Raw genomic sequence first — 14,508 nt, 5'->3', positions numbered from 1 at the left:
CTTATGGACGAGTTAGATGCACGATGTGTGCCACTTGTTGTGCAATCGGGGCAGGCACGGGGGCATCACCGGCCAAAACGGCCTTGATCCACTGCGCTGTGCTGGCCACGTCGGGCGCAGGCAAACCCGGCACACTGGCCAACGAGCCGCCCTGGGGATCTTGTACGCGGGTGACTTCACCGTTGGAGAACACGTCCATGGCCGGTGTGCGGCGCGGGTCGGCCACGGGTTCGCCCTCAGTGCCGCGCAGAAGCAAAGCCGTCGCTCCGACCAAGCGGAACGTGGCCGTCATGGAAAGCAGGTATTCGGGGTGGGTGTAGCTGCTGATGACCACGGCCGGGTGGTCGCACGCGTTCATCAGTTTGACCAGGCTGTGGGCCGGGTTGCGCAGGCCCACCACGCGGCGCACATCCAACAAGCGCTGCAGGCCAGGGCACAGCAGGGCGGTGGGCACAAATTGCACAGTGCCGGGTGCTATCTTTTGAATAGCTTCTTGTGCAGGCAGACCAAGCGCTTCAAGCACATTTTGTGAAGAAATCCGCGTGGACTCGGTCGCGGTGCCATGCACCACCACGGGCAGGCCCTCCCGGGCCAGCAACAGCGCCAGCAGCGGTGTGAGGACAGGGAGCTTGCGTGCACCGTTGTAGCTGGGAAGCACCACGGCGGTGCGTCCCCCGGTAGGAATCTTGTGCAGACGGGCGTGGGTGGCATCCATGAAGCCGGCCATTTCCTGGTCGGTTTCGCCTTTGATACGCATGGCCAGACAGAATCCACCAATCTCAAAGTCGGTCACCGTGCCGTCCAGCACCTGGCCAAACAGGTCAGCGGCCTGGTCCCGGTCGATCGCGCGGGCGCCGTCTTTGCCGCGACCGATGACCTTGATGTAGTGACTGATGCTCATGCGTCGATTGTCTGTGAATTGATATGACACGGGCCCATGAGCTTATGCCCGCACACGGGGGCTCGGTCAGGCGTTTTGCAACCCGGCACCCAGCGTGGCTCGCACCATGCCCTGTAACTGGGGTACACAGGAGCCACAGTTGGTACCGCACTTCAGACTGCTTTGCAGTGAAGCCAGACGCTCCAGCGCAGATCCGCTGCTTTGCGCCAGGTGTGACTCAATAGCCGCGTCGGTGACGTTGAAGCAAGCGCACACGGCCTTGCCACGCGAGACCACAGCCACCGGTGGCTTGGCGCCGGGCACTAGGAGGGCGCGCCCATAGGTGTGTGCCGGCAACTGGTCTTGCAGCAAGGTTTTGATCCAGCTTTGGGCGCTGGTGTCCCCCGCCAAAAGGAATCCTTCCAGCTGGGTGCTTGGGTCGTTGTGCCGTAAATGAATGGCGCGGCGCTGACCCCGTTTTTTGTCAGCGTAGCGCAGCACATCGCCACCATGCAGGTCGAGCAGCGCCTCAATGAGCTCGAGCAACTCGTCGGGCGGGGCTCCATGGGCGGCGGCGCGAAACAAAAGGCCACTGCGCTCGTCGGCGCCATCGGCCTGGCCCGCAAACGGCGCGCAGCTGGCAAAGGGAAAGCGGGCCATCAAGGCTTGTAATTGCGCTTGGGCCTGCAGCACCCGCCCAGCGGGCAGCCAGGCCACGGCCAGCAGCCCCCACGGCAGATCTGCTTTCAACACCTTCACCGCCGAGTGTTTGAACTCGGGTTGCTTGGAGGTGGGGCAGAAGGCTGAAGTGGTCAATGCATTGACGCCTGCCAGTCGTTGCCCGGTTGCGCTAACCCCGCTCAGGTATTCGTCACCCCAGTGCATGGCAATGAACACCTGGCTCATGCTCAGGTCCGCGCTGCCTTGCACCGGTAGCACGATGGAGCCGCGCTTGCTGGTGACGTGGACCAGGTCGCCATCGGCCAACAGCCGGCGCGCCATGTCTTGCGGGTTCATCTGAATGGCGGGCTCATTCACATGGCCAAACAGGCGCCCCAGCGTGCCCGTACGGCTCATGCCGTGCCACTGGTCGCGCAGGCGGCCGGTGGTCAGTGAAAACGGGTAGCGGGATTCGCGGGGTTCCGCCACCGGGGTGTAGGCGGCGGCCACAAAACGGGCTTTGCCGTCCGGCGTGGGAAACACCGCATCTTGGTACAGCCGGGCTTGACCTTGCGACTCGCCTTCGCGCAGCGGCCACTGTTGAGGGGATTGCTCCAGCGCGGCGTAGGTGAGCCCGGTGATGTCCAAGTCACGCCCGCGAGTCGTTTCTCGGTGCTCCAGCCAGACTGTTTCCGGGCTGGCGTAGGCAAACAGCGTGTCGCTCACGGGCAGTGCAGTCGGTGCAATCGACAGGTCCGGTGGCGTGAAAGCATCTGGCTGGGTCGAGGGCGCGGCCAGCTTGATTTCCAGGCGTTGGGCAAATTCGGTCGCGATCTGCCAGTCGTGGCGGGTCTCGCCGGAAGGGGAAACCGCTGCGCGCACCCGGCTGATGCGCCGCTCGCTGTTGGTGACCGTGCCTTCTTTCTCGCCCCAGGTGGTGGCGGGCAAGAGCAGGTCGGCATAGCGGGCGGTGGCCGTGGTTGCAAACGCCTCTTGCAGCACGACGAATTCCGCTCGCTCCAGTGCGCGGCGCACGGTGGTCTGGTCGGGCATGCTTTGCGCGGGGTTGGTGCAGGCAATCCACAGGGCCTTAATTTCCCCGTCGGCGGCGGCTTGAAACATCTCAACCGCCGTCTTTCCGGGCGTGGCGGGCACGTCGGCCACGCCCCACAGCGCGGCCATTTCGGCCCGGTGCGCGGGGTTGGCCAGATCACGGTGGCCGGACATCAGGTTGGCCATGCCGCCCACTTCGCGTCCGCCCATGGCGTTGGGCTGGCCGGTGAGTGAAAACGGCCCGGCGCCGGCTTTGCCGATTTGGCCGGTGGCCAGATGCAGGTTGATCAGCGCCGCATTTTTGGCCGTGCCGCTGCTGGACTGATTCAGGCCCTGGCAGTACAGACTCAGGGTTGGCGTGCGCGGCGCGTTGGCGTCAGCGTCAACACCGGCAAACATTCGGGCCGCTTGCAGCAACGCGTCTTTGGTAATACCGCAAGTCTCGGCGACAAGATCGGGTGTGCAGTCACGCACCAGCGATTTGAGCGCGTCAAAGCCTTGCGTGTGGCTGGCGACAAAGGAAGCGTCGGTCCACCCCTCCCACAGCATCAAATGCAGCATGCCGTTGAACAGCATCACGTCGGTGCCGGGCAACAGGGGCAAATACAGGTCGGCCAGTTCGGCCGTGTCGGTGCGCCGAGGGTCGCAGACGATCACTTTGAGGCTCGGGTTGGCCTTTTGGGCGTCTTCAATGCGACGAAACAGAACGGGGTGGGCAAACGCCGGGTTGGCCCCCACGATGAAGATGGTGCTGGCGTGGTTCACATCGTCGTAACAAGCAGGCGGGGCGTCAGCCCCCAGCGTTTGCTTGTAGCCCGCCACCGCGCTGCTCATGCACAGGCGCGAATTGCTGTCGATGTTGTTGGTGCCAATCAGGCCCTTGGCCAGCTTGTTGAAGACGTAGTAGTCCTCGGTCAACAGTTGACCGGAAATGTAGAAGCCCACGGCGTCAGGACCATGCTCCCGAATGACGCGGGCGAACTGGTCGCTGGCCAGGTCCAGCGCGCCGTCCCATTTGATGGGAGTTGGCGAAGCCGAACGAGTCAGGCGTTGCAGGGGTTGCAACAAGCGGGTTTGGCGCGTGATGTCTGCACTGGCGGTCAGCGCCAGCGTTGAGCCTTTGGAGCACAGACGGCCAAAGTTGGCTGGGTGGTCGGGGTCGCCGCGCACACCGGTGATCTGGTTGCCGGTGGATTCGATGATGACGCCGCAGCCGACGCCGCAGTAGGGGCAGGTGGAGCGGGTGTTTCGAGTCGCTGTCATGCCGACACTTGCTCCGCACCTTGGCTCCCCAATGGGGGCGCCGTGTTCGCACGCCCGTGCCACCCTTCGTGCGGGCCGTTGCGCTGGGTGCGCGCATGGGTTTTGTCATTCAAAAAGGCGCACCCCCCCGACCCGGTGCGAACCTGCCCAATTGGGCATTCCCCACTTTGGGGCGTTTGGGGGGTGTGGAAGCGCTGGCTGCTGCACTCTGGCTTTCCACCTCCGCCCTCTGATGGGGCAGTCGCGGGCCCGGCGACCCGTGCGTTGTGGAAGGTGGTGCTGGCTTTCATTGCAATAAATCCTTGATGCGCGTCAATGACGTATACCAAAGCAACATTCAAGCCAGTATCTCGGGCCGCCCGTTTGTTGATTGCGGGGAGTCAGATCATGCCCGCCGAGTATTTCAAAACGCGCACAACGAGAGCGGCAAACCGTGCTGGTGCCCGCTCCATTGTTTGTCCCTGGCAGATAGCTTCGGAACACCACGCTGCGCGTTCTCTGGCGCGGGTGCCCGCCGCCTAGCCACCCAGCCGTGTTGCCCCAATTTCAGGATCTTGCGCAAGCACCCAGTCAGTTAAAAATATCAGTTTCCGTTGACACCGTGCTGGCATGCACTGCGCGGCCAATCTGCACCCGGGCTCGACGATGACCCTGCCGCGTACCATTCTTTGACTCCGGTCCATGAAAGAATCTCAGCCTATTCGTGATCCAACCCAAGGTATTCCATGCCCATTCGCCACCTGGTTCTGTTGAAATTTAAAGCCGCTGTGACAGCGCCTGATCTCCAACGCATCGAGGTTGGGTTTGTTGATTTGCAGCGCCAAATCAGTACTGTCCAAAGTCTTGAATGGGGCACCAATAACAGCCCCGAAGGCCTGGCCAAGGGCTTCACTCACTGTTTTAACCTCACTTTCGCCGACGACGCAGGCCGCGCGGTCTACCTGCCGCATCCCGCGCACCTGGCGTTTGTGGAGATTCTGAAACCCGCGTTGGACGATGTGCTGGTGCTGGACTACACGGTGTGACTTGCCGGTTGGCGAGATGAAGAAATAAGACAGGGCGTTTCCCGTGATGCTGAAGTTGCTGCTGCCAGCGATCCCCTGGTTGCCGAAAACCTTGGCCGGGGTCGCCCATTCAAGCGGGCGCCGTGTGCACAGGGCCGGTGTCCGCTTCGTTGGCCATGCCGCCCTTGACTTCGTCTCCCTCTTTCCAATTGAAGGACGGATAGTCCAGGTCCATAAAGTACAGGTTTTGTGCCAGGGCGGCTTGAGACAAAAAGTGGGCCAAGACAGAAGGGGCGTATTTCATGGTGGTGTTTCCTGTCCAGGAGTGAGGCCGCGCGGACCGTCAGAGCCGAAGGATCACTTGTAGCCCGACGGGGCGGTGTTGTCGTCAACGTACTCGCTGTTAACTTTGCCCGGCACCCGCTTCCCCAAGGTGCAAAACCCATCAGCAAGCAGCTGGCTGATGGAGGCATCAGCATCAGTATTGTTCCCCTTGGCGCGCTGAACCAGGCGGTGGGCCTGCTCGCACGTGAGCGGCATGGCGCTTTGGCCTTGCGAGTCGAAAAGCGTTTGCTCTGAAGCGGCCCTCGGTGCATCACTTGAGCTGGCTTACCGCCGTCCCGGCTGGGCTGGGGCTGATGACGATTTTGCCCCGGTCATTCAGGCCAACTTCTATCTCGTCACCGGTCGAGTCGTCGTTTCGGCGGGTTTACTCCCATTCATTGACCTCTTTCCCAGACATGGAAGGCCGCCGGCGATAGGCCGGGGGACTTGGTTCCCGTGGGCGTCAATTAAGCAGCCACTGCGCCTTTGCACTGCGGCCCGGCCACGGGGCGGGTCAGGTCGGTGGCGTGGTTCGCCAGCTCGGCGGCCAGCAGGTAGACCTGGCCGTCTTCAACCTTGACGCCGAACTTGGGTGTGCAGCCTTCGTCCGGTGCGCTGGCTTGCCCGTTGTACAGGCCAATGGTCCAGTTGTGCAATGGGCAGGTCACGCTGGTGCCGAACACAATGCCTTGTGACAACTGGCCGCCTTTGTGCGGGCAACGGTCAAGCAGGGCAAACACTTCGCCTGAGTCGTTGCGGAACACGGCCACTTCCAGCCCATGGGCACGGGCCACGCGGCGGGCACCCAGCACGGGGATGTCTTCAACAGGGCAGATCAGGGTCCATTCAGTCATTTTGCTATTCCTTTGATAGCTGCTCACGCTTATTCAAAAAGCGCGGGAGCAGGTTTTTGTCACTAATCAGGTTGTTGAAAGCCGTTCAGGTCCCGATGGCATCGAATTGGCGGGTGTCAACGGCCGCTTCCTTGTGGTCAAACCAGGGATCAGGCTCACCGTCCAGGCTGAATTGCAGCCGTGCCCACAGCGCTTTGCGCCCGGCTTCGTCGTCCAGAATTTTTGCCTTGATGTAGGCCAATCCCACCCGGTTCACGTAGTGCACGGTGCGCTCCAAATACCAGCCTTCCTGACGGTACAGCTCACAAAATGCGCCGGCGTATTCCAGCACCTCTTCTGAGGTTTTGAGCTTGACCAGAAAGTGCGCCACCTCGGTTTTAATACCGCCGTTACCACCGATGTACATCTCCCAGCCGCTGTCCACGCCAATGATGCCCACGTCTTTGATGCCGGATTCCGCACAGTTGCGCGGGCAGCCTGACACGGCGAACTTGACCTTGTGGGGGGCGTACATGCGCCACATGGCGCGCTCCATGTCTTTGCCCATCTGGGTGCTGTCCTGCGTGCCCATGCGGCACCATTCGCTGCCCACACAGGTTTTTACCGTGCGAAGCGCCTTGGCGTAGGCATGGCCGCTGGGCATGCCAATGTCTTTCCAGACGTTAACCAGGTCTTCTTTTTTCACGCCCAGTAAGTCAATGCGCTGGCCGCCGGTGACCTTGACCGTAGGAATCTTGTATTTGTCCACCACGTCCGCAATACGGCGCAGTTCGCTGGCGGTGGTCTCGCCGCCCCACATGCGAGGGATCACGGAGTAGGTGCCGTCTTTCTGGATGTTGGCGTGGCTGCGCTCGTTGATGTAGCGGCTTTGTGGGTCGTCCTTGGCTTCTTTGGGCCAGCTGCTGATCAGGTAGTAGTTGACGGCTGGACGGCACGATGCGCATCCATTGGGCGTCCTCCAATCCATCGCGCTGAAAACATCGGAAATCTTCAACAGCTTGCTTTTGACGATGGCATCCCGCACTGCTTGGTGGCCGTGGTCGGTACAGCCGCACATGGCTTTGGTCTTGGGCGTGGCGGAATAGTCGCCTCCGGCGGTGAACATAAGAATCTGCTCCACCAAACCGGTGCATGAGCCACACGAGGCGCTGGCTTTGGTGTGCTTTTTGACTTCGTCCAGCGTGAACAGGCCTTTTTCGCGAATGGCTTTGCAAATGGTGCCCTTGTTGACGCCGTTGCAGCCGCACACTTCGGCCTCGTCCGGCATGGCGGCGGCCTTGTTGTGGCCTTCATGGCCGGTGTCGCCAATATTGCTTTCGCCGAACATCAGCTTGTCACGGATGTCGCTCACGCTGCGGCCATCGCGCAGCAGCTTGAAGTAGTAGCTTCCGTCCACCGTGTCGCCATACAGGCAGGCGCCAATCAGCTTGTCGTCTTTGAGCACCAGTTTTTTGTAGACGCCACCAAAGGGGTCGCTCATCACGATCTCTTCCGTGCCTTCGCCGCCCATGAATTCGCCCGCGCTGAACAGGTCAATGCCGGTGACTTTCAGCTTGGTGGACGTAAGCGAGCCCTGGTAGCGGCCAGTGCCGAACTGCGCCAAGTGGTTGGCCGCCACTTTGGCCTGCTCAAACAGGGGCGCGACCAGGCCGTAGGCAATGCCGCGGTGGGCAGCGCATTCGCCCACCGAGTAGATGCGGGCATCGGTGATGGTCTGCATGGTGTCGTTCACCACGATGCCTTTGTTGCAGTGCAGGCGAATTTTCTCGGCCAGCTCAGTGTTGGGTCGAATGCCGACGGCCATGACCACCAGATCGGCTGGCACCTCGGTACCGTCCTTGAACTTGATGGCGCTGACGCGCTGGCCGTTGTCTCCACCGCCGCCCACCAACTCCTGGGTTTGCGCGCCCATCAAAAACCGCAGACCACGGCTTTCCAGTGATTTTTGCAGCAGCTTGCCCGCCACACTGTCCAACTGACGTTCCATGAGGGTTGGCATCACATGCACCACACTCACCGTCATGCCGCGCAGCATCAGTCCGTTGGCCGCTTCCAGCCCCAGCAGGCCACCGCCAATGACCACTGCGTGTTTGTATTTGGTGGCCGCGTCGATCATGGCGTTGGTGTCGGCAATGTCACGGTAGGCAATCACGCCTTCCAAATCTTTGCCCGGCAGGGGCAGTATGAAAGGGTTGGAGCCGGTGCACATCAGCAAGCGGTCGTATTCCGCTTCTGTGCCGTCCTCAGAGCGCACGATGCGGTTCACGCGGTCCACCGACACCACTTTTTTGCCGGCGTGCAGGGTGATGTGGTTGTCTGAGTACCACTCCCAGCTGTTGAGCACGATCTCGTCCAGCGTTTGCTCACCGGCGAGCACCGGGCTGAGCAAAATGCGGTTGTAGTTGGGGTGGGGTTCGGCGCCGAACACCGTGATGTCATACAGCTCGGGGGCGACCTTGAGGAGCTCCTCCAACGTGCGGACACCTGCCATGCCATTGCCAACCATAACCAATTTCGATTTTTTCATCGTGCTGCTCCAGTTGCGATTCGTCGGCGTGCAGGGCGTTTGCATATGCCTGCCCGCCAAATGGGGTTGAGAAAACGGATCCGTCGAAGCTGCGGCCCACAGGGGCGCACAGTCGGCTTGAGCTCTCAAAAACAGGACGCACGTCGTTGCGCGTCAACCCTGGAGCGCTTTGGCTCAGGCAGGGCGCATCGTCACGCCCGATATTGACTAAGCAAGCGTCGTGCCAAAGTTGACTGCCGATTTCGGTGCACGCGAGCACCACGATGTTGCTAGTGGCGCGCGAATTGCTTGTGGTGCACCCTGTTTACCCTTTTTCCTGGATTTTTATGACGAGCGCGTTGGTACATCTGAATGGCAGTCCCGGCTCCACCCTGGCGTTCGACCTGGAGTCAGCCGGCATCCATGTGATTTGCGTCACGGTTGAGCGCCAGAATTTTGTACGCGACGTGGTGCAGCACGCGCCGGACCTGGTGGTGGTCGAAGACGCATTGCCGGACGACTCGCTGTTCAAAGCGACCCAGTCCATTGCCGAGATATCCCCCCGTCCAGTGGTCGTGTTCACCAACGACAGCGATGCCGAGCACATTGTTCGTGCGGTTCAATCCGGCATTCACGCCTATGTGGTGAACAGCTATGCGCCGCAGCGTTTGCGCTATCTGGCACAGATGGCGCTGGCGCGTTTTCGCCATGAGCAGGCCTTGCGCAACGAGCTGCGCGATGTCACCAGCCGCTTTGAAGAACGAAAAATGGTGGACCGCGCCAAGGGCATCCTCATGCGCGCCCGGCAGGTCTCAGACGACGACGCGTTTCAGATTCTGCGCACCGCCTCCATGCACAGCCACCAGCGGCTGGGCCAAGTGTCGCAGCAGATCATCCAGTCTGCACGGTTTGCCGAGTCGGTGAACCGGGCGGGGCAGCTGCGCATGCTATCGCAGCAAATCATCAAGCTGGTGTTGCTCCAGTTGGCTGGGATTGACGCGCCAGCCCAGCAGCAGCGTTTGAAAGAAGCCACGCTGCGCATTGACGGCACCTTGGTGCATTTGGGAAAAACGCTGTCCAAACCCACCTACGGTGACTTGCGGGCGCAGGTGTTGCTGACTTGGGCCCGCCTCAAAGCCGCGCTTCAGGCCACGCCCCGTGCCGACCAGATGACCTACGTAGACGAGTTGGCGGAGCTGCTACTGCAAGAGGCCGAGCGCCTGACGACCAGTCTGGAAAACGCGGGTTCCGTGTCGCCTTTGCAGGTCCTAAACGTGGCGGGTCGCCAGCGCATGTTGTCGCAGCGCTACGCCAAATACGCCTTGCTTCAAGTGCTGGGCGGTGCGGACGTGAAGTTGCGCTGCGAATCAGGCATGGCGGCGGCGAGAACGAGTTTTGAGCAGTCTTTGCAGTACCTCGACTCCATTCCCCTGAGCACCCCGGAGATCCGCAACGCCTTGGAGGCATCTGGCAAGGGCTGGCTGCAGTTGCTGGCGGGTGCGGCTGAAGCGAACCAGCCGGGCGGCCAAGATCGCGTGGCACTGGCCAGTGAGGAGTTGCTGGAGCTGTTCGAGCAGCTGTCGGGCCATTACGAGCGCAGCATGCAGATGCTGGGCGGATGACTTGTGCGACACCGGTGCACCATTTTGGGCGTGTTTACCGTGGGTATTGGTGCATGGCGTTTGAACTAGACATTGGTTGTACCTCGCGCGCGGGCCTCAAGGAAGTCAACGAAGACTTTTGTGGCGCCATGTTGCCCGAGCCGGGCAGCGCAGACATGGGGGCGATTGCTGCCATCGCCGATGGTGTCAGCACCGGAGGCAAGGGCCGCGAGGCGGCGCAAACGACGGTCATCAGCCTGCTGCGTGATTACTACGGCACACCCGCCACCTGGGATGCCACGGTGGCGCTGGACCGCATCATTTCGGCTCAAAACCGTTGGCTGGCTGGCATCAACCAGCGCCGCCAACCAGCCATGGGCCTGACCACACTCACGGCTTTGGTGTTGCGGGGCCAGTCTTACACCCTGGCCCACGTGGGCGATTCCCGAGCGTATCTGCTGCGCGGGAGTGACACGGTACAGATGACGCACGACCATGTGGTCAACCACCCCGATTTTCAGCACCAGTTGCTGAGGGCCGTGGGAGTGGAAGACCAACTGGTGGTGGACTACGTGCAGGGCGACCTGGTGGTGGGAGACGTTTTTGTGCTGCTCACGGACGGCGTGCATGGCAAGGTGGCGCACCGACGCTTTGCCGAGATGGTGGCAGGGAGCAGCGCCCAGGATGCCAGTGCGGCCTTGGTCGAGGCGGCGTTGAAGGCGGGCAGCGACGACAACGTGAGTGCGCTGGTGGTGCGGGTCAAAGGCCTGCTGGAAGCCACGCTGCAGGATCAGGACCGCATCGCTCAAACGCTGACAGTGCCCCAATTGATGACGGTGGGCGAAGTGCTGGATGGCTTGATCGTGACCATGCGGGTGGCTGACAGCGGCATCAATGTGCTGTACCAGGTGCGTGATCCAGCCAGCAAAAAGCTGTACGCGCTGAAAACCCTGCACCCGGACCGGGCCCACGACCCGGATGAGCGTGCCATGCTGGCGCACGAAGCGTGGTTGGGCGGGCACCTCCAGGGTTCGCGCGCCGCTGACAACTTGGTGCAGGTGCACGCCGGGCATCCAGCGGGTTTGGCCCGCAATTTTCTGTACGTGCTGTACGACTGGCATGCCGGTGAGACCTTGCAGCAGCAGCTCGATCACAAGCAAAAGTCCAGCGTGACGCAGGTATTGAGCATCGGCGTGCAGGCCTTGAAGGCCATGGGACGATTGCACCGCCAGGGTGTGATTCACCGCGACATCAAGCCGGCCAATCTGCACCAAGGCAGCGATGGCATGCTGCGCGTGCTGGATTTGGGCGTCGCCCTGAGCGGTCGGGAGCCGGCCTCCATGCGCCAACTCCACGCCGGCACGCCAAGCTACGTCAACCCGGAGCAATGGGGCTATTCACTGAAAGCCGGAACCACCGATTCAGAAAAGGAGTTGCCGGATGCGCAAAGTGACTTGTTTGCACTGGGGGTCACCCTGTACCAAGTGTTGACACGGCACCTTCCCTATGGCGAGGTCATGCCCTACCAAGTGGGGCGCTACTACCGCGACCCCACGGCGCCTAGCCGGCACAATCCGGAAATCCCGATCTGGCTGGACCACGTCCTGCTCAAAGCCGTGTCCCGCGATAAACGCCAGCGCTTTGAGACCGCCGAAGAGTTTCTGTTGGCGCTGGAGCGCGGCGCGTCTCGCCCCTTGAGTGCCCCCAGCGCCACGCCGCTGATTGCGCGCGATCCAACCGCCTTGTGGAAAATCGCATTGGGGGTCTCGGTTCTGTTCAATCTCTTGCTGGTGTACTGGGTGATTTTCTTGCCAAAGTAATCAACTGTGCCCATTTTTTCATGGGTGTTTGTTATTCATTTTGAAGTGGTCGGTGTGGCTGTCGGATTGTGCAGGTTGCGGCCATTCAACGTTCTGGGCGTCGCTCGGATTTGCGACTATGCTCAGCGCTAAAAAAAATACCGACTAGGGCCAAAGGAAACTCCATGTGTATTGATCGACCGTGCAAGGTCAGGCTGCCGCTGCGGTCTGCGTGCGGCCTATGACGGTTGTTCGCGGCTGGCGAGCGACTATCGGCAAACTGGCACGGTGGTGGGCTCCCGAGACGACGGGTCTGCCTGAGCAGGTTCGTCATGTCCGAACGGGTTTGGCACTGGCCTTGGGCATCGTTTTCCCCTTTGGCTTTTACAACATCTTTGTGGGAAAAGATGGTCGGGCTGGGCGTGGCCGAATTGGCTGCTGCCCTGTTGCTGCTATTACCGGGTGCTCTGCTGGCGCGGCACACCAAGCGCGTGACATTGGCTGAAAATTTTTTGCTGCTGGGCGTGTCTGTGGTTTTTGGGGCCTTGTTGGTGTTTGGTGCCATTGAGGGGACCGGAATCTATTGGGTATTCATTCTGCCGTTCCTCGTTTTCTTCATCAAAGATCAGCGCAGTGGTTGGCTCGGCAGCCTTTGGTTTTTGGGCCTGTCGAGCGTCTATCTGATCGTTTTGGCGCCTCATTTCACCTTCAATTACCCACATACGCCGGTTGTAGTCAGCCGTTTTTTGATCGCCTTTTTTCTCTACACACTGATTGCGGCTGGCTTCAATCGGCACCGCGTGCGCTTTGAAGGATCCCTTGTGGAAGCCCGCATGCAGGCAGAGGCCACTGCCCAGGCCAAGTCCCGTTTTCTGGCCGCTGCCAGCCACGACCTCCGTCAACCCGCCCACGCGCTAGGTTTGTTTGTGGGGCGCCTGACCCAAGTCAGTCACGACGCACAGACCCGTCAGATCGTGAACGGCGTGGACCAAGCCGTGCGGGGTCTTCAGCAAATGCTGGATGATTTCTTTGATTACACCCGGCTGGACGCCCACGCCGAGCCGCCGCTCACCCATCATTTTGCGATTGGCAATGTACTGGACCGTCTGGAAATCGGGTTCGGTTCCCGGGCGCTGGAAAAGGGTTTGCGCTTTCGCATTCGGCCATCGCCCTATTGGGTGAATAGTGACCCTGTCGTGTTGCACCGTGTGCTGTTGAACCTGGTCAGCAACGCCCTGCAGTACACCGCAGACGGTTTCATCTTGGTGGCTTGCCGGGTTGACTCTCTGCGATCAACCTTGCGCATTGAGGTGTGGGACAGTGGTATTGGCATTGCTCCGCAGTACCACGAGGCGATATTCGCGGAGTTTTTTCTGAATCCTGAGCGCGATCGGCGCAAGGGCATTGGCCTCGGCTTGAGTATTGTTTAGCGGTCCCGTCAGTTGCTCAATCACCGGGTGAGTCTGACCTCCCAGTTTGGGAGGGGCAGTCGCTTCTCTGTGGAGGTACCACTGGAGCCGGCGCCGCCTCACATTCGAGACCATGCAATGGTTGTGCCGCCAGACCAGGCAGCATGGGCCGGGCTGCGGGTGTTGGTGATTGAAGACGATGCCCTGGGCGGTTTGCTGACCACTTGGGGCTGCCAAGTGATTGTGGCGGGTGACGCAGCAGAGGCCTTGGCCCTGTGGGCGCAGGGCATGCGGCCCGAGTTCATCGTCAGCGACTATCGGCTACTAGGCGATTTCAACGGCGTTGACACGGTGTTGAAACTGCGCCAATTGGCGGGAACCCCGATTGCCGCGTGTGTGGTCAGCGGGGACAGGGACGACGCCGTCCGTCACGCGGCCATGGAGGCTGGGTTGATCCTGCTGACCAAACCGGTTCGTCCCGCGAAACTGCGAAGCATGATGCGCCATCTGACTCGGACCCAGGCAACGCAGCCTCAGCTCTCTGATGAGCAGCCGGCTTGGGCGTGATGGGCTTGTCACCGAGGTGTTGAACTTTTTTTAGCCTTTGAAGGAGTTGTATGTCGTCCATCGCCAATACCCCCGCCTCGCCGTACTACGCGGTCATTTTCACCTCGCTTCGCACCGAGGGCGACGACGGTTATGACGCCATGTCGGAGCGGATGATGGCCTTGGTGGCCGACCAGCCGGGCTTTCTGGGCGTTGAGTCGGCGAGAGATGGCGTTGGCATCACGGTGTCTTATTGGCAAGACCTGGAATCCATCAAGCAGTGGAAAGCGCAAGCTGAGCATCTGGAGGCGCAGGCCTTAGGGCACCAAAAGTGGTACAGCTCGTTCAAAACCCGCATCGCTAAAGTCGAACGTGAGTACGAGATGTAGGTGTTGGTTCTGTGTCCGCCTTGGCCACGGGCCGACCACGTCGGGGCACACCAGCAGGGCGTTATCTTCATGGGTCGCGTCGGATTGAAGCCCGGGGCTAGGTGGGCAAACTGATCAGGCCTTCCTCGTTCAAATTGAATGGGCGCCGCGTTAAAACGACACCGATTTCAACGACAGGTTCCAGCTTGTGTTTGTTGCGCGCTGTACTCACGCACTGGCA

13 protein-coding genes are annotated in these 14,508 nt (G+C 60.9%); 7 read left to right on the top strand and 6 right to left on the bottom strand.

The features are described 5' to 3' along the window. Position 1: 1 nt before the first annotated feature. The gene (gene ybiB, locus J8G15_RS07735) at positions 2–901 is read right to left on the bottom strand and encodes a DNA-binding protein YbiB (RefSeq protein WP_210546920.1); all 900 of its coding nucleotides are present in this window, start codon (positions 899–901) and stop codon (positions 2–4) included. A 66-nt stretch (positions 902–967) separates the two neighbouring features. Then, the gene (locus J8G15_RS07730) at positions 968–3,856 is read right to left on the bottom strand and encodes a nitrate reductase (RefSeq protein ID WP_210546919.1); all 2,889 of its coding nucleotides are present in this window, start codon (positions 3,854–3,856) and stop codon (positions 968–970) included. 20 nt (positions 3,857–3,876) lie between these two features. Here J8G15_RS07730 and J8G15_RS07725 point away from each other — a divergent pair, with 20 nt between their 5' ends. Then, complete coding sequence (locus tag J8G15_RS07725) at positions 3,877–4,089, top strand: hypothetical protein (protein ID WP_210546918.1); 213 nt, start codon at positions 3,877–3,879, stop codon at positions 4,087–4,089. A gap of 492 nt (positions 4,090–4,581) precedes the next feature. Further along, positions 4,582–4,881 carry a Dabb family protein gene (locus tag J8G15_RS07720; protein WP_210546917.1) on the top strand — a complete coding sequence of 100 codons (300 nt, stop codon included), beginning with the start codon at positions 4,582–4,584 and terminating at the stop codon, positions 4,879–4,881. A 109-nt stretch (positions 4,882–4,990) separates the two neighbouring features. On the opposite strand, the gene J8G15_RS07715 is transcribed toward J8G15_RS07720, so the two are convergent. The 4 genes from J8G15_RS07715 to nirB all read right to left on the bottom strand — a co-directional run bounded on the left by J8G15_RS07715 (position 4,991) and on the right by nirB (position 8,565). Further along, positions 4,991–5,164, bottom strand: coding sequence for a hypothetical protein (locus J8G15_RS07715; protein WP_210546916.1), 174 nt, complete (start codon positions 5,162–5,164; stop codon positions 4,991–4,993). 53 nt (positions 5,165–5,217) lie between these two features. Next, the gene (locus J8G15_RS07710; protein ID WP_210546915.1) at positions 5,218–5,400 is read right to left on the bottom strand and encodes a hypothetical protein; all 183 of its coding nucleotides are present in this window, start codon (positions 5,398–5,400) and stop codon (positions 5,218–5,220) included. A gap of 251 nt (positions 5,401–5,651) precedes the next feature. Continuing rightward, complete coding sequence (gene nirD / locus J8G15_RS07705) at positions 5,652–6,038, bottom strand: nitrite reductase small subunit NirD (protein WP_210546914.1); 387 nt, start codon at positions 6,036–6,038, stop codon at positions 5,652–5,654. Positions 6,039–6,123: 85 nt separating this feature from the next. Then, positions 6,124–8,565, bottom strand: coding sequence for a nitrite reductase large subunit NirB (gene nirB, locus J8G15_RS07700; protein WP_210546913.1), 2,442 nt, complete (start codon positions 8,563–8,565; stop codon positions 6,124–6,126). A 326-nt stretch (positions 8,566–8,891) separates the two neighbouring features. Here nirB and J8G15_RS07695 point away from each other — a divergent pair, with 326 nt between their 5' ends. The 5 genes from J8G15_RS07695 (at position 8,892) to J8G15_RS07675 (ending at position 14,288) form a co-directional block, all read left to right on the top strand. Then, positions 8,892–10,166, top strand: coding sequence for a type IV pili methyl-accepting chemotaxis transducer N-terminal domain-containing protein (locus J8G15_RS07695; RefSeq protein WP_210546912.1), 1,275 nt, complete (start codon positions 8,892–8,894; stop codon positions 10,164–10,166). A gap of 53 nt (positions 10,167–10,219) precedes the next feature. Beyond that, positions 10,220–11,965 (top strand): bifunctional protein-serine/threonine kinase/phosphatase, encoded by a 1,746-nt coding sequence (locus J8G15_RS07690; RefSeq protein ID WP_210546911.1) that lies wholly within the window; start codon positions 10,220–10,222, stop codon positions 11,963–11,965. A 311-nt stretch (positions 11,966–12,276) separates the two neighbouring features. After that, complete coding sequence (locus tag J8G15_RS07685) at positions 12,277–13,374, top strand: HAMP domain-containing sensor histidine kinase (protein WP_210546910.1); 1,098 nt, start codon at positions 12,277–12,279, stop codon at positions 13,372–13,374. Positions 13,375–13,491: 117 nt separating this feature from the next. After that, the gene (locus J8G15_RS07680; RefSeq protein WP_210546909.1) at positions 13,492–13,920 is read left to right on the top strand and encodes a response regulator; all 429 of its coding nucleotides are present in this window, start codon (positions 13,492–13,494) and stop codon (positions 13,918–13,920) included. Positions 13,921–13,970: 50 nt separating this feature from the next. After that, on the top strand, positions 13,971–14,288 hold the full coding sequence (locus tag J8G15_RS07675) for an antibiotic biosynthesis monooxygenase (protein WP_210546908.1): 318 nt from the start codon (positions 13,971–13,973) through the stop codon (positions 14,286–14,288). Positions 14,289–14,508: the final 220 nt, after the last annotated feature.

The sequence above is a fragment of the Rhodoferax sp. PAMC 29310 genome, from assembly GCF_017948265.1.
GTDB lineage: Bacteria > Pseudomonadota > Gammaproteobacteria > Burkholderiales > Burkholderiaceae_C > Rhodoferax.
The sequence above is the reverse complement of the archived record's forward strand: the minus strand, read 5'-3'. Positions and strand labels throughout refer to the sequence as shown.

What these genes read in the sequence shown, in the direction of transcription:
- ybiB (WP_210546920.1), bottom strand. Translation starts at nt 901, where the DNA reads ATGAGCATCAGTCACTACATCAAGGTCATCGGTCGCGGCAAAGACGGC.
- J8G15_RS07730 (WP_210546919.1), bottom strand. Translation starts at nt 3,856, where the DNA reads ATGACAGCGACTCGAAACACCCGCTCCACCTGCCCCTACTGCGGCGTC.
- J8G15_RS07720 (WP_210546917.1), top strand. Translation starts at nt 4,582, where the DNA reads ATGCCCATTCGCCACCTGGTTCTGTTGAAATTTAAAGCCGCTGTGACA.
- J8G15_RS07715 (WP_210546916.1), bottom strand. Translation starts at nt 5,164, where the DNA reads ATGAAATACGCCCCTTCTGTCTTGGCCCACTTTTTGTCTCAAGCCGCC.
- J8G15_RS07710 (WP_210546915.1), bottom strand. Translation starts at nt 5,400, where the DNA reads ATGCCGCTCACGTGCGAGCAGGCCCACCGCCTGGTTCAGCGCGCCAAG.
- nirD (WP_210546914.1), bottom strand. Translation starts at nt 6,038, where the DNA reads ATGACTGAATGGACCCTGATCTGCCCTGTTGAAGACATCCCCGTGCTG.
- nirB (WP_210546913.1), bottom strand. Translation starts at nt 8,565, where the DNA reads ATGAAAAAATCGAAATTGGTTATGGTTGGCAATGGCATGGCAGGTGTC.
- J8G15_RS07695 (WP_210546912.1), top strand. Translation starts at nt 8,892, where the DNA reads ATGACGAGCGCGTTGGTACATCTGAATGGCAGTCCCGGCTCCACCCTG.
- J8G15_RS07690 (WP_210546911.1), top strand. Translation starts at nt 10,220, where the DNA reads ATGGCGTTTGAACTAGACATTGGTTGTACCTCGCGCGCGGGCCTCAAG.
- J8G15_RS07685 (WP_210546910.1), top strand. Translation starts at nt 12,277, where the DNA reads ATGTCCGAACGGGTTTGGCACTGGCCTTGGGCATCGTTTTCCCCTTTG.
- J8G15_RS07680 (WP_210546909.1), top strand. Translation starts at nt 13,492, where the DNA reads ATGGTTGTGCCGCCAGACCAGGCAGCATGGGCCGGGCTGCGGGTGTTG.
- J8G15_RS07675 (WP_210546908.1), top strand. Translation starts at nt 13,971, where the DNA reads ATGTCGTCCATCGCCAATACCCCCGCCTCGCCGTACTACGCGGTCATT.